This is a genomic window from Ectobacillus sp. JY-23, from assembly GCF_023022965.1.
Taxonomy (GTDB): domain Bacteria; phylum Bacillota; class Bacilli; order Bacillales; family Bacillaceae_G; genus Ectobacillus.
On the sequence record NZ_CP095462.1, the window covers coordinates 3,761,946 to 3,780,842 of the forward strand.

The 18,897-nt window shown below is 44.8% G+C and carries 23 protein-coding genes and 2 riboswitches; of the genes, 17 read left to right on the plus strand and 6 right to left on the minus strand.

Annotated features, from left to right (window positions below; translation table 11 throughout):
* The first annotated feature begins 9 nt into the window (after nucleotides 1-9).
* From MUG87_RS19025 to MUG87_RS19045, 5 genes are read left to right on the plus strand one after another with little or no spacing between them, the layout of a single operon-like run.
* Entirely contained in the window at nucleotides 10-987 is a 978-nt protein-coding gene (locus MUG87_RS19025; RefSeq protein ID WP_247084251.1) for a glycosyltransferase family 2 protein, read from the plus strand.
* A complete protein-coding gene (locus MUG87_RS19030; RefSeq protein ID WP_247084252.1) occupies nucleotides 980-1,372 on the plus strand; it encodes a GtrA family protein in 393 nt (130 codons plus the stop codon). The genes MUG87_RS19025 and MUG87_RS19030 overlap by 8 nt, the downstream gene beginning before the upstream one ends.
* The gene (gene galU / locus MUG87_RS19035; RefSeq protein ID WP_247084253.1) at nucleotides 1,369-2,241 is read left to right on the plus strand and encodes a UTP--glucose-1-phosphate uridylyltransferase GalU; all 873 of its coding nucleotides are present in this window, start codon (nucleotides 1,369-1,371) and stop codon (nucleotides 2,239-2,241) included. Before MUG87_RS19030 ends, galU begins: the two co-directional genes overlap by 4 nt.
* A gap of 15 nt (nucleotides 2,242-2,256) precedes the next feature.
* On the plus strand, nucleotides 2,257-2,931 hold the full coding sequence (locus tag MUG87_RS19040) for a response regulator transcription factor (RefSeq protein WP_247084254.1): 675 nt from the start codon (nucleotides 2,257-2,259) through the stop codon (nucleotides 2,929-2,931).
* Nucleotides 2,931-4,274 (plus strand): sensor histidine kinase, encoded by a 1,344-nt coding sequence (locus MUG87_RS19045; protein ID WP_247084255.1) that lies wholly within the window; start codon nucleotides 2,931-2,933, stop codon nucleotides 4,272-4,274. The genes MUG87_RS19040 and MUG87_RS19045 overlap by 1 nt, the downstream gene beginning before the upstream one ends.
* 120 nt (nucleotides 4,275-4,394) lie before the next feature.
* On the opposite strand, the gene MUG87_RS19050 is transcribed toward MUG87_RS19045, so the two are convergent.
* Together MUG87_RS19050 and MUG87_RS19055 are read right to left on the minus strand one after the other, a co-directional pair.
* Nucleotides 4,395-4,919 carry a class F sortase gene (locus MUG87_RS19050; protein ID WP_281503662.1) on the minus strand — a complete coding sequence of 175 codons (525 nt, stop codon included), beginning with the start codon at nucleotides 4,917-4,919 and terminating at the stop codon, nucleotides 4,395-4,397.
* The gene (locus tag MUG87_RS19055) at nucleotides 4,873-5,655 is read right to left on the minus strand and encodes a DUF4397 domain-containing protein (RefSeq protein WP_247084258.1); all 783 of its coding nucleotides are present in this window, start codon (nucleotides 5,653-5,655) and stop codon (nucleotides 4,873-4,875) included. Before MUG87_RS19055 ends, MUG87_RS19050 begins: the two co-directional genes overlap by 47 nt.
* Nucleotides 5,656-5,802: 147 nt before the next feature.
* A riboswitch (SAM riboswitch) is annotated at nucleotides 5,803-5,905 on the plus strand.
* A gap of 44 nt (nucleotides 5,906-5,949) precedes the next feature.
* Nucleotides 5,950-6,131, plus strand: a riboswitch (cobalamin riboswitch).
* 141 nt (nucleotides 6,132-6,272) lie between these two features.
* Here MUG87_RS19055 and metE point away from each other — a divergent pair.
* Nucleotides 6,273-8,513 carry a 5-methyltetrahydropteroyltriglutamate--homocysteine S-methyltransferase gene (gene metE / locus MUG87_RS19060; protein WP_247084260.1) on the plus strand — a complete coding sequence of 747 codons (2,241 nt, stop codon included), beginning with the start codon at nucleotides 6,273-6,275 and terminating at the stop codon, nucleotides 8,511-8,513.
* Complete coding sequence (locus MUG87_RS19065) at nucleotides 8,453-9,100, plus strand: CPBP family intramembrane glutamic endopeptidase (protein WP_247084262.1); 648 nt, start codon at nucleotides 8,453-8,455, stop codon at nucleotides 9,098-9,100. The genes metE and MUG87_RS19065 overlap by 61 nt, the downstream gene beginning before the upstream one ends.
* A gap of 230 nt (nucleotides 9,101-9,330) precedes the next feature.
* Here MUG87_RS19065 and MUG87_RS19070 read toward each other — a convergent pair whose 3' ends face one another.
* Nucleotides 9,331-9,846, minus strand: coding sequence for a CBO0543 family protein (locus MUG87_RS19070; RefSeq protein ID WP_247084264.1), 516 nt, complete (start codon nucleotides 9,844-9,846; stop codon nucleotides 9,331-9,333).
* A gap of 144 nt (nucleotides 9,847-9,990) precedes the next feature.
* On the opposite strand from MUG87_RS19070, the gene MUG87_RS19075 reads away from it, so the two are divergent.
* Both MUG87_RS19075 and MUG87_RS19080 read left to right on the plus strand, forming a co-directional pair.
* The gene (locus tag MUG87_RS19075; RefSeq protein ID WP_247084266.1) at nucleotides 9,991-10,164 is read left to right on the plus strand and encodes a DUF1272 domain-containing protein; all 174 of its coding nucleotides are present in this window, start codon (nucleotides 9,991-9,993) and stop codon (nucleotides 10,162-10,164) included.
* A 57-nt stretch (nucleotides 10,165-10,221) separates the two neighbouring features.
* Nucleotides 10,222-11,268 carry an MBL fold metallo-hydrolase gene (locus tag MUG87_RS19080; RefSeq protein WP_247084268.1) on the plus strand — a complete coding sequence of 349 codons (1,047 nt, stop codon included), beginning with the start codon at nucleotides 10,222-10,224 and terminating at the stop codon, nucleotides 11,266-11,268.
* Here MUG87_RS19080 and MUG87_RS19085 read toward each other — a convergent pair.
* Nucleotides 11,225-12,100, minus strand: a complete 876-nt coding sequence (locus tag MUG87_RS19085; RefSeq protein WP_247084270.1) for an exonuclease — start codon at nucleotides 12,098-12,100, stop codon at nucleotides 11,225-11,227. The two genes, MUG87_RS19080 and MUG87_RS19085, sit on opposite strands and share 44 nt — an antisense overlap.
* Nucleotides 12,101-12,233: 133 nt before the next feature.
* Here MUG87_RS19085 and MUG87_RS19090 point away from each other — a divergent pair, with 133 nt between their 5' ends.
* On the plus strand, nucleotides 12,234-12,686 hold the full coding sequence (locus MUG87_RS19090) for an SRPBCC family protein (protein WP_247084272.1): 453 nt from the start codon (nucleotides 12,234-12,236) through the stop codon (nucleotides 12,684-12,686).
* A 63-nt stretch (nucleotides 12,687-12,749) separates the two neighbouring features.
* Nucleotides 12,750-12,929, plus strand: coding sequence for a small acid-soluble spore protein H (locus MUG87_RS19095; protein WP_247084274.1), 180 nt, complete (start codon nucleotides 12,750-12,752; stop codon nucleotides 12,927-12,929).
* Between the two features lie 17 nt (nucleotides 12,930-12,946).
* On the opposite strand, the gene MUG87_RS19100 is transcribed toward MUG87_RS19095, so the two are convergent.
* Nucleotides 12,947-13,471 carry a GNAT family N-acetyltransferase gene (locus MUG87_RS19100; protein ID WP_247084275.1) on the minus strand — a complete coding sequence of 175 codons (525 nt, stop codon included), beginning with the start codon at nucleotides 13,469-13,471 and terminating at the stop codon, nucleotides 12,947-12,949.
* A gap of 160 nt (nucleotides 13,472-13,631) precedes the next feature.
* Between MUG87_RS19100 and MUG87_RS19105 the strand changes: the two genes are divergently transcribed.
* The gene (locus MUG87_RS19105) at nucleotides 13,632-14,234 is read left to right on the plus strand and encodes an FMN-binding negative transcriptional regulator (RefSeq protein WP_247084277.1); all 603 of its coding nucleotides are present in this window, start codon (nucleotides 13,632-13,634) and stop codon (nucleotides 14,232-14,234) included.
* Nucleotides 14,235-14,663: 429 nt separating this feature from the next.
* A complete protein-coding gene (locus tag MUG87_RS19110; protein ID WP_247084279.1) occupies nucleotides 14,664-15,101 on the plus strand; it encodes a hypothetical protein in 438 nt (145 codons plus the stop codon).
* Nucleotides 15,102-15,567: 466 nt separating this feature from the next.
* Here the strand turns inward: MUG87_RS19110 and MUG87_RS19115 are convergent, their stop codons facing one another.
* A complete protein-coding gene (locus MUG87_RS19115; protein WP_247084281.1) occupies nucleotides 15,568-16,278 on the minus strand; it encodes a DUF421 domain-containing protein in 711 nt (236 codons plus the stop codon).
* Between the two features lie 147 nt (nucleotides 16,279-16,425).
* Between MUG87_RS19115 and MUG87_RS19120 the strand changes: the two genes are divergently transcribed.
* From MUG87_RS19120 to MUG87_RS19135, 4 genes are all read left to right on the plus strand, one after another.
* The gene (locus MUG87_RS19120) at nucleotides 16,426-17,262 is read left to right on the plus strand and encodes a DUF4352 domain-containing protein (RefSeq protein ID WP_247084283.1); all 837 of its coding nucleotides are present in this window, start codon (nucleotides 16,426-16,428) and stop codon (nucleotides 17,260-17,262) included.
* Between the two features lie 79 nt (nucleotides 17,263-17,341).
* A complete protein-coding gene (locus tag MUG87_RS19125) occupies nucleotides 17,342-18,061 on the plus strand; it encodes an endonuclease/exonuclease/phosphatase family protein (RefSeq protein ID WP_247084285.1) in 720 nt (239 codons plus the stop codon).
* A 46-nt stretch (nucleotides 18,062-18,107) separates the two neighbouring features.
* Nucleotides 18,108-18,458 (plus strand): hypothetical protein, encoded by a 351-nt coding sequence (locus MUG87_RS19130; protein ID WP_247084287.1) that lies wholly within the window; start codon nucleotides 18,108-18,110, stop codon nucleotides 18,456-18,458.
* 2 nt (nucleotides 18,459-18,460) lie between these two features.
* Nucleotides 18,461-18,730: a DUF4176 domain-containing protein gene (locus tag MUG87_RS19135; RefSeq protein ID WP_247084289.1), complete on the plus strand. Its 270-nt coding sequence runs from the start codon at nucleotides 18,461-18,463 to the stop codon at nucleotides 18,728-18,730.
* The last annotated feature ends 167 nt before the right edge of the window (nucleotides 18,731-18,897 follow it).

The following is an 18,897-nucleotide window of genomic DNA, read 5'->3' on the forward strand; positions in this document are numbered from 1 at the left end:
AGGATGGATATGACCCATACAGTACGATATTCCGTTGTTATACCGGTTTATAACGAAGAGTCCGTAATTCACGAGACCTATCGTCGTCTGCAGGCGGTGATGGAGACGACAGGAGAGACGTATGAGCTGCTGTTCGTGAACGACGGCAGCCAAGATCATACGGCTGCCATTATAAAGGAGTATAGCGCTATGAACAGCAGTGTGAAACTCATTGATTTCTCTCGTAATTTCGGCCATCAAATTGCGATTACGGCGGGAATGGATTATGCGAGCGGCGATGCAATTGTTGTCATCGACGCGGACTTGCAGGACCCACCTGAGCTGATTTTGGAAATGATTGAAAAGTGGAAGGAAGGCTATGAAGTCGTATACGCAAAGCGTATTCAGCGCAAGGGCGAGACGTTTTTTAAACAGCAAACCGCAGCCTGGTTTTACCGGGTTTTGCGGGCTTCCACCGATGTGGATATTCCAGTCGACACAGGGGATTTCCGCTTGATTGATAGGCGAGTGTGCGACGAGATGAAGCGTATTCAAGAGAAAAACCGTTTTGTGCGCGGTTTGTTCAGCTGGGTTGGATTTCGTCAGACGGCCATTGAGTATGTGAGGGACGAACGAGCAGCAGGCGAGACAAAGTATCCGTTGAAAAAGATGGTGAAGCTGTCGCTGGACGGCCTCACCACTTTTTCCTACAAGCCGCTTAAACTAGCGGGTTATATGGGAGCACTGCTGTCGATTATCGGGTTCGTTTATATGTTTATGGTGCTGTACCAAAAGCTGTTTCTTGGCAATACCGTAGAGGGTTGGGCCTCTTTAATTATCATTCAATTGTTTTTCAGCGGTATGATCTTGATTTTACTAGGTATTGTAGGCGAGTATATCGGCCGGATTTATGATGAAACAAAAAATCGGCCACTCTATATTGTCAGAGACTATCACGGACTTGAGCGAAAAGACCGTGCAGGGATGAGCAGTGTGATGCATGAATAAAGATTTACATCGTTTTTTGAAGTTTTGTACCGTCGGAGGGCTGAACACAGCGCTTGATTTTACGGTGTTTGCTCTTTTGACTGTATATGGAACATCCTCAGTTCTGGCGCAGGTCATTTCATACAGCGCAGGGATATGTAACAGCTATATATGGAATCGTACCTGGACGTTTCGGCAACATGAAACAACTTGGAAGGATATGAACCGTTTTATTGTGGTGAATCTTATTACACTGGCTGTAGCTTCGTTGTTGCTCGCTGCGCTGCAGCATATAGGATTTTCGTTAGTCATAAGCAAATTCATCACAACAGCGGCAGGAACAGTGCTCAACTATATCGGCACGCGCCGATTTGTATTTCTAGTAGAGAGGAGAGAAAAAGGATGAAGGTGAAAAAGGCGGTTATTCCGGTAGCGGGGCTGGGGACAAGGTTTTTGCCCGCGACAAAAGCGCAGCCCAAAGAAATGCTACCGATTGTTGATAAGCCAGCAGTGCAATACATTGTGGAAGAAGCGGTGGCTGCAGGTATTGAAAGCATTATTTTCGTGACCGGTCGTAATAAAAAGGCGATTGAAGATCATTTTGATAAGTCAGCAGAACTGGAGCAACTGCTGCTAGAAAAAGGAAAGCTTGCACAGCTTGCTGAAGTTCGCCATATTTCTAAGCTGGCTCAAATTCATTATATTCGCCAGCAAGAGCCGCTCGGTCTAGGTCATGCGGTGCTGTGCGCACAGCAGTTCATTGGTGACGAACCTTTCGCGGTGCTGCTTGGAGACGATATTATGGTGTCGGAAACCCCGGCGCTTCGGCAGCTGCTGAACCTATTCGAGGAAACGAGCAAGCCTGTTGTTGGCGTACAGCCGGTGGCGCTTTCTGAGGTAAGCAAGTATGGTATAATCAAGCCGCAGTATCAGCAAAATGATGTGTATGAGGTACTTGATGTAGTAGAAAAGCCAGACGTTTCACAGGCACCTTCCGATTTGGCGGTGATGGGTCGCTATATTTTACCGCCTTCCGTATTTTTGATATTGGAACAAATTGAACGCGGTGCAGGAAATGAAATCCAGCTGACGGACGCATTGCGTCATATAAAGGGATTACAAGCAATCAAGCTGCAAGGCGCACGCTACGATATTGGAGACAAGCTTGGTTATATGAAGGCCATCGCGGAAATCGGACTGCAGCGCTCGGAGCTAAGATCACAGATGCTACACTATTTAGAACAATTGCTAGAAGCTGAGAAGAAAAAGGGATAGTAAGGAGGAACGGGCATGGTTCGGATTCTCGTGGCAGACGATGACGCACATATCCGGCGTCTAATCGCCCATTATTTGGAGCAGGAAGGCTTTATGATTATCGAGGCGCAAGACGGAGAGGAGGCTTGGCGAAAGCTCGAGGAATATCGAATGGATCTGGCAGTTGTAGACGTTATGATGCCGTACAAAGACGGATGGGTACTAACTGAAGAAATACGAGCCTTGTTCGATATCCCAATTTTAATGGTTACGGCGCGCGGTGAATCGCAAGACAAACTTAAGGGTTTTAAGGTCGGCACAGACGATTATCTTGTAAAGCCGTTCGATCCACTTGAGATGATAGCTCGTGTGAAGGCACTGTTAAAGCGCTACCGAATTGCCGCGAGTCATGTGTTGCATATTGGCAACACGAAATTGGATCGCAAGCGATTGGAAATGGTTATCAGAAACGAGTCTACGACTTTGCCGTTAAAGGAGTTCGAGTTGCTGTTTGTGCTGGGAAGTGAAGAAGGAAAAATCTTCACGCGCGAACAATTGATTGAACGCATTTGGGGCTATGATTATGAAGGGGATGAACGGACTGTAGATGTCCATATTAAGCGCCTGCGCGAGCGTTGCGCTGAGAGAGATACTGGTTTTGTGATTACGACAATTCGCGGCCTTGGCTATAAAGTGGAGGTTACGACATAGTGCGCACGATTTACGGCAAAATTGTCGGTTCTTTTTTTCTTGCAATTGTATTAAGTATGCTTGTCGCATTTCTTTTGGCCACTGCTGTCAATGAGCGGGATATTAGGGAACGCTTTGCAAATGACATGATGCGAGCTGCGCAAGAGTTTGCACATTTGTATGGCAAAAGCAACATAGACGATGCCGCTTCGTTTTTATCTCACACAGGTATAGCAAGGTACACTTTTGTAGTCTATGACAGGAATATGGGGCAACAAGCGGCAGGCGGACCACCCGTACCAATTGCACAAGCAGATGTCTGGCGTGTACTAGGCGGCGCTGTATATTCTTCAGATTTTGACAAAAGGATGAAGCCCCCCGCATCCTTCACAGTGGGTATTCCGTTTCAAGAAAACGGAGAAACGTACGCTTTGTTCGTTCATGCTAGCCCTGCGCCGCCTATAAGGGAGGCGCAACGAATTCAGCTAATTCAGCTTGCGGTTATATTAGTCATCGGAACGCTGCTGTTTGCGTATGTTTCACATATCTTAGTTCGTCCGATTCGCCGGCTGATTGCAGCAACGGAACAGGTAGGAAAAGGGAAATATGATATCAATGTACCTGTCCATTCACGCGATGAAATCGGAACGCTAACGCGGCAATTTAACCAAATGACGCATGAGCTTAATAAAATTGAAGAGATGCGGCAGGAATTTGTCGCCGCTGTTTCACACGAAATACAATCGCCCCTTACATCCATTCAGGGCTTTGCGAAGGCGCTGAAAAACGAGGAGACGGAAACCTGGCGTCTTGCATATGTAAACATTATTGAACAAGAAAGCGCCCGTCTGTCACAGCTTGGGAGAAGCTTAATGAAATTGGCTTCATTGGATGCGGAACAGCACCCGTTTCATCCGAAGCGCTATCGCGTTGATGAGCAAATTCGCCGGGTATTGTCCGCCTTGGCGCCGCAATGGGAGGAGAAAGAGCTGCAGCTGGACATTGGTTTGCCAAAAACATTTCTTACAGGCGATGAAGATTTGCTAGAACAAGTGTGGACTAATTTGCTTACGAACGCTATTCGCTATACGCTGAGACAGGGCATCATTCATATCAGGCTTGTCGCGTGCGATTCGAATATCATCTGCACCATTAAAGATTACGGACCTGGCATTGCAAAAGAGGAACAAACTCATATTTTTGAACGCTTTTATAAGGTCGATAAATCAAGATCTGCTGGTGGCAATGGTTTAGGTCTTGCCATTGTGAAGAAAATCGTATTATTACATCACGGAGATGTTAAAGTAGAAAGTGAGCTAGGGAGCGGTAGCTCGTTTCATGTTGTGCTACCGAGCGGGGAGTGACCAAATTCTTTTTCAAAGTGACCAGAATATCTGGCAAACTCGCCGGATATTTTACGAAAGTAACCAAATTACCAGTGAAATTCACCAGATACTAAATAACCGGTCCTCCAAGAGAACCGGTTATTCCTTTAGCTTCGTATATACGACCAGCCGTTTTTCATGATTCTCCGTTCGCCGGTCATATCGGCCGTCGCAGGTGATGATGTTTAAATACTTTCCGTCCGCCGCGCCGAAAATCTCTTCGACGGGGGCTTGATCAAAGGGGTAAATCTCTTTTTGGAAGACGATGAACGTGAGCCTTTTACCGTCTTCGTCGTATACCATAATTTCATCACCGAGCTGTATCCGTTTCAAGTAGAAGAAAATACCCGGTCCAATGTAGTTATCCACATGTCCGGCCAGCACGGCAGTACCAAGCTCGCCAGGTGCGGGGCCAAGCGCGTACCATCCGACCTTTTTCACGTCCCTTGGTACCTCCATGGCGCCGTCTGTTGTGAGCTGCACCGGTATGACTTGCGCCTGTAGGGAAAGGCGCGGAATGCTGATTCTTGTAGGTGCCGCATGTGCGACCGACGGTACCAGCAAGAAGAGGATAAGACTACTTAGAAGTTTTTTTCGTTTTGCGAAATAGGAAAAATACCGCACCTGCAGCCGCTATCGCAGCAACATTTTTCATGGTTTCCATACCGCCAAGACCTGTTTTTGGCATATTTGGCGCCGCTGTATTTGTCAATACGATGACATCAAGCGCTGGTGTGCCGTTTAATAGACCAACCGCAAGAACTGTGTACAATGTATTTGCTTTTAGCGTTGTAGATGGCAAACTTAATACCGCATTGTTTGTGCCTGCTGCACGTACTTCTAAATCAAGTGTTGCCGGATCTACCTCTTTAAAATCTGTTACTGCTTTAAAAGAAGCGTTCGGGAATAAGACTGCGCCGCCTTTCACTGCTACATCAACAGCCGGAGCATCAGGAGACAGATGACCTACACGTACCTTTGCTTTGCCTGGTGAAGTCATTGTTTCGTCATTGATAACCAAAAGCTCTAGGTTAGCTACCTTGTTAATCGCCGCTACTGTGTAAGATTTGCCTGCTTCCACAGATAGATTTTGTGAAATAACAGGTTTTCCTTGTGCCACTGTGCCTGCTGCATAAATTTCAACTTTATGTGAGCCAGGAGCCAATTTCAAATAATCTGTCGCATCTTTAAATTTTGCGCCTTGTACCGCTGTTTTACCATCTACGACTACATCAACAGCTGGTGCGTCCGGAGAAGCGTGCACAATACGTACCATCGCCTGAGAGCCGCCTGCGAGTGCTTGACCTGTGAACAAGGCAAGCATCATCACAGAAACGAGTAAAGACCATATTTTTTTCATGTGTATTCCTCCTATGTATATGTTTGGCATTACAATATGAGTGTGTGCATTCACACAATATGGAAACCAGGTAAATTGTTCCAAAAAAATAGTTTGACAAGCATAAGAAGAGCTGTTAAGATAATCATTAAATTCTGAATAATAAAACTCTTATAAAGAGCGGCGGAGGGACTGGCCCGATGAAGCCCGGCAACCATTCAAAAGAAAAGGTGCCAAATCCAGCAAAGCATCATGCTTTGAAAGATAAGAGAGGATCACGGAACTCCGCCTCTCCTTTGAGAGGCTTTTTTAATTTCATAATCAAATGCATCAGGTGACGCACATATCGTGCGGCTTAAAAGGGAAGACCGGTGACAATCCGGCGCGGTCCCGCCACTGTGATGGGGAGCGACTTATTAGAACCACTGTGAAAAACGGGAAGGAATAAGAAGCAATGAACCTAAGCCAGGAGACCTGCCTGTTGTATGCGCTTGTGCTCTACGGATGAATAGAGAGGAGTGATGCATACGTGTTGGGAAAACCAGGTCTCAACTCTAGTTAGTGATGCGTATGAATCTCCCTTTTCGCCGAAAAGGGAGATTTTTTGTTGAGAACACAATCAAAAGGAGTGGGGAAATATGAAAAGTTCAAACTTAGGTTATCCACGTATTGGAGAGAAGCGGGAGTGGAAGCATGCGCTCGAACGTTTTTGGGCTGGTGATCTGGAAGAAACAGCATTTTTACAGGAGATGAAGGAGCTGCGTCTTCATCATTTACGTAAACAACAGGAGATTGGCATCGACCTTATCCCGGTCGGCGATTTCAGCTTCTACGATCATGTACTGGACGCGGCGTTCATGTTCGGTATTGTGCCGAAGCGCTTTGCGCAGCAAGAGATGTCACTACGTACTTATTTTGATATCGCACGTGGTAATGACACGGCGGTGGCGGCGGAAATGACGAAATGGTTCAACACAAACTATCACTATATCGTACCGGAATGGGATGATGTAGCACCAAAGCTAATTGAAAACCGGCCGCTTCGTTTATATGAGGAAGCAAAAGAAATTGGCATTCACGGCAAGCCGGTGCTACTGGGCCCAGTTACGCTAGTGAAGCTATCAAAGGGGTATGAAAGCTTCAAACGCGCGGTGGAAGCGCTAGTTCCGCTATATGAACAGGTACTTTCCGAGCTCCAGGAAGCGGTGTGGATTCAAATCGACGAACCGATTTTGGCAACCGATCTTTCTGATGAAGAGTTTGAGGTGTTGCACGCTGCATATACGAAACTGCGAAAGGCAACAAATAGCCGCTTGATTCTGCAAACATATTTTGACAGCATAACACGCTACAAAGAGGTGGTAAAGCTGCCGGTCGATGCTATTGGTCTTGATTTTGTACATGACCGCGGTGAAAATTTGCTGTCGCTACAGCAGTATGGATTTCCGCAGGAGAAATACTTGGCGGCGGGTGTAATCGATGGGCGCAATGTGTGGCGCGCGGATCTAAAAAGTAAGCAGCATGTACTTGAACAATTGACAAAAATTGTACCAAACGACCGTCTGCTTGTACAGCCGTCAGCTAGTTTGCTGCACGTACCAGTTACCGTAAAAGAAGAATCTCTTGAGGATACCTTACAAAACGCACTGGCATTTGCCGATGAAAAGCTGGCTGAGGTTGTTTTGTTAGCAACAGGTGCAGATTCAGCGGCAATAGAAGTAAGCAGTATAGCTCTTCAGGCGCTCGCTGCTTCACCTGCACGTAATCATGAAGCGGTACGTAAAGCTATGCAGAACTTGCCTGCCGAAGTGGAACGAAATTCTCCATTCACCGAGCGCCGCGAGCTGCAGCAAGCTCGCTTCGGATTGCCGCTTCTGCCAACCACGACCATCGGTAGCTTTCCACAAACTGCCGAGGTGCGCCAAAAGCGCCGGGCATGGCGGCGGGGCGAACTGCCGGATGCTACCTATCAAGCGTACATTCGTGCCGAAATTAAAAAATGGATCGAAATGCAAGAGGAAATAGGACTGGACGTGCTTGTGCACGGCGAATTTGAGCGCACGGACATGGTCGAGTATTTTGGTGAAAAGCTAGCCGGCTTTCAATTTACCCAAAACGGTTGGGTGCAGTCGTACGGCTCGCGCTGCGTAAAGCCACCGCTCATTTACGGCGATGTGGCCTTTGTAGCGCCAATGACAGTGAAGGAAACACTATACGCACAGTCGCTTGTTAACAAACCGGTCAAGGGTATGCTAACAGGGCCGATTACCATTTTAAACTGGTCGTTTGTCCGCGATGATATGCCGCGCCGCGATGTTGCCAATCAAATTGCCTTGGCCTTGCGAGAAGAGGTAGAAGCACTCGAAGATCATGGCATCCGTATGATTCAGGTTGATGAGCCTGCACTCAGAGAAGGATTACCGTTAAAACGAAAGCACTGGGACAGCTATCTTGCCGATGCGGTATATGCATTTAAGCTGGCAACAACAGTTGTTCGCGACACAACGCAAATTCATACACATATGTGTTATTCCAATTTCGAAGACATTATAGAAGCAATTGCTGCGCTCGACGCCGATGTGATCTCAATTGAAACGTCAAGAAGCCACGGTGAACTCATCGGCGCATTTGAAACACACACGTATGAGAAGGGAATTGGCCTGGGTGTATACGACATCCACAGCCCGCGTGTACCAAAGCTTTCTGAAATCGAACGTAACATCGCCCGCGCGCTGCAGGTATTGCATCCCAAGCAAATTTGGATTAATCCGGATTGCGGGTTAAAAACAAGAGGCATTGATGAAACGGTAGCAGGGCTGTGCATCATGGTACAGGCCGCCAAGCGAGCGAGACGACAGCTCGAAGCGGTGATACAATAGAAGCAACTCGTTTTGGAAAGAAGGTCTCTGTTTTGTATGTAATCATCGCTTATTTGCTTTTGCTACTTAGTTTTTCCCAGACATTGTACTTTTGGCCGGTGTTCACAGTCAGTATGCTGACGCTCATTATCACGGCCTGTAGCAAACAAAGATTTCTATACGTGCGCATGAAGATGCGCACGTTTTGGCTTGCTGTTTTATCAGGTGTGCTACTTTACAGTGTATTTGCACTTGGTAAATGGCTTATCATGATACTAGATCTGCCGCTTCTTGCTAGCTTAACGGAGTTGTACGCGGCAGTCTCACCGGCTACGTGGTGGCATTATCTCGTTTTGTTTTTGGTTATCATCCCAGGAGAAGAACTATTCTGGCGGGGCTTCATCGGCGCGCGGCTGGGTATGGTGCCGAGCATCCTGCTTTATGCGGGCGCACATGTGGCAAGCGGCAGCATACTTCTTGTCATCGCCGCGCTCATTGGGGGCTTTGTTTGGGGAGAATTATACCGCCGCACAGGCAGCTTACAGGCTGCGGTGCTCTCACATCTAGTATTTGACCTGTTTTTACTGGTACTCTTGCCGTTGCTTTAGATAATTTGACGGGTTTATGAGAGTATCTGGCAACTTTTCAAGAAAATCTGGCGACTTTTCACAATGATTTGGCAACTACACAAAAAAGCCGCACAATGCGGCTTTTCCTACGATTCATTTTGCCCTTCAACCCGAATTAAGTACAGCGCCAAGGTGATATAAAGGGCAAACAATAATACAAGAAAGACGGGCACAGAAAATATATCTTGAATCAACATCGGATCACCCCTCTATTTTAGGCTGTCCAGCGGTACCGGAAATATGAATAGAAACAGCGCTACAGCTGGAATTGCTAACAAAATGGCAATCGCTGGGTTGCGATAGTGTATGATTACGAAAGTGAATAAGACGATATTGAGCCAAATATTATGCAGGCTGTTCCAGCCATTGTCGTAAACGAACATACCTTTGTGCGCAAACAGTGCTTGAATCGCGCTGTAAAAGGTCACCCATACAGTAAAAAATACAAATTGGCTTTTTCGCTCCTTCGGAAATTTCTGCAGAAAGATAAATAGCGTCATCGGACAGATAAAAAATGTAAATGCAAAGTTAATGATTGTATGATTTAACCATGCGGCTGTAATACCGCGAAATGCCCATAAAGTGTGGTTATAGTACAGCAAATTGTACGACAGCGTAGCGACCGCGAAAAACAGGACGGTCGGATACTGCTTGCGCCACTGTGACCAATCAATAAACTTACGCGCAAACAAAATCCAAACAATAATGACCAGCAGTAAATACATTGTAATTCTTCCTTTCCCTACTCTAATTATATCAGTATTGCCGCAATTTTTATTTTTTTAACATTTGCCCTCATCAAAAGGTTGAAAGCTGCCACTTACGAAAGCAAGAGAAAAAGAGTAGGGTAGAGAAAAGGGGGAATGCACATGGCGCTTGAGATGAGAAAAACCTGCGAACGATGCCAAGAGCAGATCAGCAAGGACGCGTATATTTGCGTGTATGAATGCACGTTTTGCCAGCCGTGTACCATTAAAATGGAACATATCTGCCCAAATTGCGGCGGCGAACTGGTGAGAAGACCGCGCAAGCCAATCAGTTGATTTCTGCACGGATGCGAGATAAGCTTAGGGTAAAATCTATGTATAGAGGTATATTCTATGTGGTTCTTGCTTGCAATACTTGTACTTACCATACTTGTGGTACGATTTTACCCGCCGCTTGGACGGAAAACTCGCGGCGACCATACCCGTTCTAGAAACTTTAAGGACGGCATGTTTCAAAATCAAATAGAGACAACAATGCAGATGGACACCAAAACAAGTCTCGGTTTGCTTCGTGACTTTATCAAAGGCGATCCGATGCGTCGTCCGCCTGCGCGCATACAAGCAGAGCGCTGGACAAAAGGGACGGGAACGCGTATCACGTGGTTCGGTCACTCCGCCTTTTTGCTGGAATTGGACGGAAAAGTGATCCTGTTAGATCCGATGTTCGGTAAGGCACCGACGCCGTTTCCGTTTGGCAACAAGCGCTACGGCACATTGCCGGTCGAAATCGAGAATTTACCTGACATTGATGTGATTGTCCTTTCACATGATCATTATGATCATCTAGACTACGGCACAATTCAAAAGTTAAAAGGCAAAACACAGCGCTTTCTCGTCCCGCTTGGTGTGGGTGATCATTTGATAAGGTGGGGTGTAGAGCCGACGCGCATTACGGAGCATGATTGGTGGGAGGAGCTGACGGTTGCTGATATTCAATTTGTCTGTACACCAGCACGCCATTTTTCCGGCCGCAGCTTATTTGACCGCAATGCCTCACTTTGGTGCTCTTGGGTCATTCGCGGACATGACGCATCTATTTTCTTTAGCGGTGACAGCGGCTATGGCCCGCATTTTAAAGAAATTGGCGCCAAGTACGGTCCATTTGATGTAACGCTTATGGAATGCGGACAGTATGATGCGCGCTGGGCCGGTATTCATATGGTGCCGGAAGAAACGGTGCAAGCGCATATGGACGTAGGCGGTAAGGTGCTCATGCCCATTCACTGGGGCGGCTTTACGCTGTCGCTACACAGCTGGACTGACCCAATCGAACGCGCCACGGCAGCTGCACGGCAGCACGGCGTAAGCATCACAACACCAAAAATCGGACAAACGGTTATTGTTGGTGAGACGTATCCGAATGAAGTGTGGTGGAAATAGACGCATTTGCGTCTTTTTTTTGTTGGGCGAGCACTTCGAGCTGTTGTTTAGATTTTTTCCAAGCGACCGGAAAATACGCTTCAATTAGTTTCATGGCTATCTCGTCAAACTCATACTGCTCCTCAATGAGGACCCACGTTTTCGAAGCGAGAAAATCAGACCAAGACAGCTTGCGGAACTCTTTGCGCTTCATCGCTTTAAACACCCAGCGCTTCACTGTTTTTCGGCCTTTATCAGTTAATTTTGCATCTTTTACCAGTACGAACGGTATAGTGCGTTTATACACTTTACTTAAGTCTTTTTGCTTTGCGGCCAGCATGAGTAAATTTGCTGTATTCATCGCATCAGACAGGGCGCGGTGCTGTTCACCCTCCCAGACAAGACCGAGCTGCTCGGTCGCAAGCTTTAGGTTTGGCTGCTGCGGGAATTCCTCTTCATACGCATTAAAAATGAATCGTTGCAAATCAAAGCGCTGCTTCATCGCAAACGATACACCGTACTTTTTACAATCGGCCTCCATAAAGGCATAATCCTCTTTGCCCCAGGTCACGAACATCACATCCTCACCAACAAACTTACGAAAACGCGCCAGTACTTGCGGAAAGCGCTCTGCACCTTTTATGTCATCCTTGGTAATGCCGGTCAGCTTTGTGGTGTGCCGTGAAATGGAGGCATTTGGCTTTACGAAGGAAGAAAATGTATCCACAACTTCCATAGAAGCGGCCTCTATCTTCACGGCGCCGATATCAATAATATCGGACGGTGCATCCGACTCATAGGGCCGGAAGTTACGTTCAATATCCATTACGATGTAAAAGCGGGGTTCGTGCATGTGATATACCTCTTCCTGTTTTTTATAATATTTGTATGTGCGTATTGTAACATGCGAAAAGTTTTGTGCAATAAGAGTACCTTATTGTGTATAATAAAAAAAGAACATAAGTTCGCGAAAAGGAGTGTCGTGTATGACGAAACAATGGACAACGGAAACTGAGATTCAAGCGCCGATTGAAGTCGTTTGGGGGCTGCTTAACGAAGAAAACCTGCATAAAATCATGCCGCAGGTTGTGGAGCACAAACCGATTAAAATCACAGAGGAAGGCGTGGGGACCATATATCGTCAAAAGTACAAAGAGGGCAAGCGAGTTGAAGAATATGACGTGGAAACCCTCGAATATGAAAATACCCCGCAATTCAAAAAAATGAAAGTCGGCTTTACGCTTGCAAATATGTTTGAAATTACAGCAACATATGAGCTGCAGAAAATGAATGAAGACACAACAAAATTCACCTATACCGCGACAAACAAAGCGCTGAAGTGGTTCGTCCATATCATGCTGTTTTTTGCGAACGAAGCCGTGGTAACGACCTTTGCCAAGCGTGTAAAGCAGGTCGCGGAAGAAGAAGCAAGACGATAGGGAATATTCACTTTGTTTTGCGCACACGATATAACCGTTACCTATTAAAAGGAGGTTATAGGCATGGATAAGCAAAGAGCGAAGGAAATTGCGTCTTCAGCTGTCATGGCGAACGTGATGTATCAAGGAACTCAGGTGTATATCCAACATGTGGATGAGCAAACAGAAACAGCGAGAATCTATCCTGTTAACAATCCGCAACAGGAACAGAATGTGCCGCTGCAAGGTTTGACGGAGCAGTGAAGCGAGAGAGGATCCTATCAATATAAGACAGGATCCTCTATTCTTGTTTGCTGCCCTGTCTCCCAATCCTCACGAATCATTGCATACCCAATCGAATCAAACAATGCGCCGCCTTGCGGCCATGCTTTCCGATGATAGGCTTCTTTCACATAGCCGCTGTTGAACAATGTTTTTCGCATCGCAAGATTGTCATATCTCGTATGTCCCTCAATACGAATGATGTGCGGATAGTGTGTGAACACGTAATCCGTCATCCAGCGAACCGCCACTGCCCCGATACCTTTGCCGCGATGTTTTGAGCGCAATCTCAAATCAAACATGCAAATCGGATCCTCCAACTCGAAAACCCGAATCATCCCGACCTTCTCCTTACCTTCTGTAATCCAAAACGTCTGTGTGCCCGGTCCTGTATAACGGGCAGCGCTTTTTCGTACGTCTTCCTCTGATAAGCTACTTTGGCCGTGGAACGACCAAGTTTCCGAGGTCAGGAACATAATTAATTCTTGTAAATCCTCCCTATGAAATGCGGTATACGTATACATAGAACCCCTCCTGTTTTCTATGCTAACATTTCAAGCAACATTTCAAAAGAAAATTACCGCTAGATAATAAAATAAAAGCGAATGCTTGTTAGTTTTTCAGTTTCATGCTTTACTGAATTTTTTTAAAGAATTATACTTTTGGAAAAGAGGAGGATTTCTCATGTACATACCAAAATATTTTAAAATCACCGATGACGAACAAATCCGCTACATCATCGAAAAAAACAGCTTCGCCATCATGTTTTCGGCGCATGCCAGCAAGCCGGTAGCAACGCACTTGCCGCTGCTTCTTGATGAGGAAAACAATTGCCTCCGCGGTCATATCGCCCGCGGCAATCCGCAGTGGCGGGAGCTGGACGGTCAAGAAGTGCTTGTTGTATTTCAAGGACCGCATTGCTACATCTCGCCATCTTGGTACGAAACCCAAGATACTGTTCCGACATGGAATTATATCGCGGTTCATGTGTATGGCACATTTACTATCATAGAAGACAACGAACGCATTCAAAGCGGACTTGCAGCGCTAGTTGAAAAGTACGAGACAAGTGACTACAATCTTCATGACGTACCAGCAGACTACATAGAAGATCTGAAAAAAGGCATCGTCAACTTTGAAATCTCCATTACATCTATGGAAGGAAAAGCAAAACTCAGCCAAAATCACTCATCAGAGCGAAGGCAGCGTGTGATTGCGGCGCTCGAACAAATACCGCGTGAAAATGAACAAAATATTGCTGCGCATATGAAAAAATTGCAAAACTGACAGATATACTGCCGCAAGGCACCGTACAATCACAATATATAACTAGCCCGTACGGAGGAAGGTACATTGTTTAAAACAACGAGAATCTTATCAACCATTACCATTCTTATCACTATTATTCTATCCATCTTTGTTCCTATGAAAGGTGCACAGCGATGCATCTTTCTCACCATCACCGTATTCTTTTGGCTCATCCTGCAAATATTAGCGGTGGTGATGGAAAAAAGGATGCGGAATTCGTAAAAGAGTCATGCTGCTGCATGGCTTTTTTACATTTGTAGATAGCGTCGCGTGAAATAATGAAGTGACCGAAATATCTCTAAAAGTGACCGGATTATATACAAAAGTGGCTGAAATAACTGTGAAAGTGACCGGAATATCCTCAAAAGTAGCCGAAATCCATGAAAAAATGATATGGGGATAGGGGTAATGAAAGAAAGTTTAGGTGAACTAAGTGAAAAAGAATGGGAAGTTATATTCCGACCCGCTTGTCATAGTTTACTTGCAAAAGGCTTGTTAACTGGACTGGATGATAAAAACTTGTTAGAGTGTTTAGAAGCTGAATATCGGAAGTTAATAAAACAGCTCGGCGTAAGTAAAACAATGCTGCGAGGTTATAAAAAGGAAAACAATCAACAGTACGTATTGACGATTCATAACATTAACTCAAAATATATTTATCATACTTCATTAGAAGGACTCATTCATCACATTGGTTATATTCCACAAAAAGACATTTTGGATCAAGTAGATGTTTTTTTCTCACTACAATTATTAGAAACAAGCGCCGACTTTATATATATGAGCGAGCAACGGTTTAAAGGAGTGGTAGAAGAAGATTGTAACAGTGTTACCGATAACAAGTAATTAATAGAAAATTTTATACAAGATTATAAAACACATCTAGAGTTTAATAATCCCTCCGTTATATCAAATGAAAATACAACAAATCCCACTTTAGTAGATATATGTTTGTTACTGTCTACCCAAAAGAATACATGGCTGGTTTATAATATAAATGAAGATAAGTCTAGTATGCCTCAATTAAAACTGCAATTAGCAGATTATAAAACATGGGGAGACATGGTAGAACGATTCATGAGATTACTAGGTTAGGTGGGATAAATATGAGAGCTGTCAAATATAGCAGAAGCATCGCACTCGTGAAAACAATCGGTTACCTCGGATTCGTCCTAGCCAGTGTAGCGATTCCGATGTGTTAGTTGAAAATCTACCGCTGCGAAGACGGCGAAATGCGACGACTTTATCGGCCGTGCTACAGCATTATAAAACGACCTGCGAAAGCGGGTCGTTTTTGATTTGGCTTATATTTTTACGATTCTACGTCGAGCGGAGTGTGAAGGTTATCTTTGTACAGGTCAATGTACAGTTGCCCGTTCGTTCCTTTTACGCAATAGAAAATTTCGTTCTGTGATACACCTCGTTTCGCCAATTCTGTGAAAAACCAAGCCTTGCTTAACTCATTTTGCGAAAAATTTTTCTCAATGAGCTTGCCATCCATGACGAGTTCAATCGGGAAGGCTGAACTTCTAGATAACATCGCAGCATCCTGCCGTGTAATGAACCGATATGGCGGCTTCTTCAGCAATGAAAGCTGCCCATCTGCTTCCATGACGGCGTACTGCACTTCAATAATATCAAACACGTCCTTGCCGCGCAGTGCTTGATTGAGAGAATCCATCGTGAATCGGAGCTTTTTCAGGTTATCCTCTAGTACTTTCCCATCTTCAATTACAACCGTTGGCTCACCGCTAAACAGCGCCCGAACGTTTCGATTTTTGAGTGAAATGTATGTAGATAAATACGTGACGCCGCTGAAAATAAAGAGTGAAACGAGAAAGTAGCGAAAAGGGATGGAGGTATTAAAGGTTAAATTACCCGCAATCGACCCCAATGTAATTGATGCGATAAAATCGTGAAACGTCATCTGAGAAATTGTTTGTTTGCCGAGCAAATGTGCAATGTACATAAGTAAACCGAACGCGACAAGAGAGCGAACCGCAACCTCCAAAATACCATTCATCACAGCCCTCCTTTCTATGTATTATTTTCAAAGAAAAGCACAGACATACCTGACCTGATCCTTTGTAAAAAATTGAAATGTGACATTTATAGTGCCGCATTGATTTTTACAATTGGGATATAACCAAATGAGTTGGAGGTAAATGATATGAATTGGAAAGTTTCAATGACGGCAGTTTTGGCAGGAGCAGCATTAGTAATGGGGGGCTGCGGGGTGGATTCAGCTGCTACAAAGACAGAAACAAAGGTTGAAAAGAAGGCGGAGCAAAAAGAAGCAAAGGCTGTAACAATGCAGGAGATGCAGCAGATCGTTACCGACCCGAACGGGCATAAAGGAGAAAACATCAAATTTTACGGCCGCGTTTTCGTTGAGCCAGAGCGCGACAAGGACGGCGTGTATTTACAAATGTACACTTTAAATAAAGGGAGCGATGGCAACACGATTGTTGGCATCAAGGACCCCAACCTACAGATCAAGCAAGATGATGTTGTGCTGGTGGAGGGCACAGTTGAAAAGGCATTTGAAGGAGAAAATGCAATGGGCGGCAAAATTACCGCACCAGTGATTAAGGCAAAAACGGTGACTAAGTCAGAATACAAGGATGCCTTTGTACCGACTAAAAAAATAATTGACGTTAACCAAAAGGTCGCACAAAGTGGCTACGACATCACCGTCAACAAAATTGAAATCGCAGACGATGAAACACGCGTCTATGTAACAGTCGAAAATAACTCAAAATCTGAAATTTCGTTCTACAGCTTCAATGCCAAAATTACACAAAACGGCCAGCAGTTCGAACATGAAAGTAACTACGATGCCAAATACCCAGAGGTTTCGGAAGATATCCTGCCGGGCGTTAAATCCGAAGGAATCCTAACTTTCAAAAAGGTTGCCGACGCAGGCGCTCTGCAAATAGTGCTTGAGGGGTCTTCTGATAACTATGATATTGACTTAAAGCCGTTTGTGTTTGCGGTGAACTATTAATTGGAAAATATGTTAAGCTTAAAAAGGACGGCTATGCTGTCCTTTTAAGCTAGTATACTTGTGAAAAGGACGAAGTAATATGAAAATATTATCGTGGAACATTAGACGAGGAAGTTCATATGAGCGCATTCCAAAAATTGCCGAACAGCTCATTAAGCATGCACCAGACGTTTTAGTGATCACCGAGTTTTGGGAAGGTCCAAAAGGCGAGCGATTACAGAAATTATTAAAGGAAGCAGGCTATACATACTTACATACGAGCGGCGGCAAGCCGAAACAAAACAGCATATTACTGGCATCCATCTACCCATTTGAGGTTATGCCATCCTTTTATAACAGGGAGGTACATCAAGAGCGCTGGCTTGAAGTAAGGCTGACAAATCAAGACTTGCGCATTGTTGCCGTTCATATTCCGACCAACAACTCTAATCTACAGGAAAAGGTGGCATTTTGGCAGGAGGTCAATGCATACGCTAAGAAACACATGAATGAAAAAACGCTAATCATTGGTGATTATAATACTGGATTACCAGAGGACGCACAAGGTGCACCGTTTTATGGTGCGGAATATATGCAGCAGTTAATCAACCTCGGCTGGACAGACGCCTGGCGCTTCACGCATGGACAATTTTCTGGCTATTCATGGTACAGCGCGAAAGGCAATGGTTTTAGAATTGATCATGCCTTCGTGTCCCCGCCTTTAAAGGGAGCGATATTAGAGGCGTATTTTTCGCATCGGGAGCGGACGATGGGGTATTCCGATCATTCAATTTTGGTGGTGGAGATAGATGCAGCGTGAGAAGAGAGAAAAATAAGCTAAATCGAAATAAAAAGAGCTTGAGTCAATGCGTAATTTACTCGTCTCTGTCATTTCTTATCTAGTCGTATGCATCTATTTTGTTACCCTATATAGGAAGAACATAGTAAGCGGAGCATTTGCAATTGTGCAATACGAGACGCCAATCGTTTACAAACCAACCATTAGCTTTTGGATATTTTTCACTGCCGCCATTATACTTCCTCCTGCTTGGATCATGATTACGGCTAGTAGCGGCATAGGGGTAATGTTACTTTGCCTACATGCATTTGCTTTTTTCTTTCTCCTATTTACAGACGGCTTGCACAAATACTTTTTAATGAGACGCTTTCAAACATATATACAGGAAAATCAACTCCATAAGGTAGGTGAGCTGTGATAATGGAGAAGAAATTACTCCCCATCGGTACGGTCGTGTTGTTAAAAGAGGGGCGAAAGAAGCTCATGATTTACGGTCGCCTGCAAATCCAAGAGTCCTCGCAAACTGTATTTGACTATATCGGCTGTCTCTATCCTGAAGGCTATCTCAACCCAGACTTATCTTTTGTCTTCAATCCTGAAGACATTACTGAAGTATTCCATTTAGGGTTTGATAACGAAGAAGAACAACTGATGCAGGATATGATTCGTGAGGTAAAAGCGTTCAAGTGAACGCTTTTTTCGTGTTCGTCAGATTATCTTTGAAACTTGCCAAATTTACTTTTCACTACGTCGGCATGGTCACGAACTTGCTTTAAAAGCATAAACTGACATAAATATTGCCGCATTTACTATTAAGATAGATATAAAATGACGGTTTCGTACTTCAAATTAAGAAA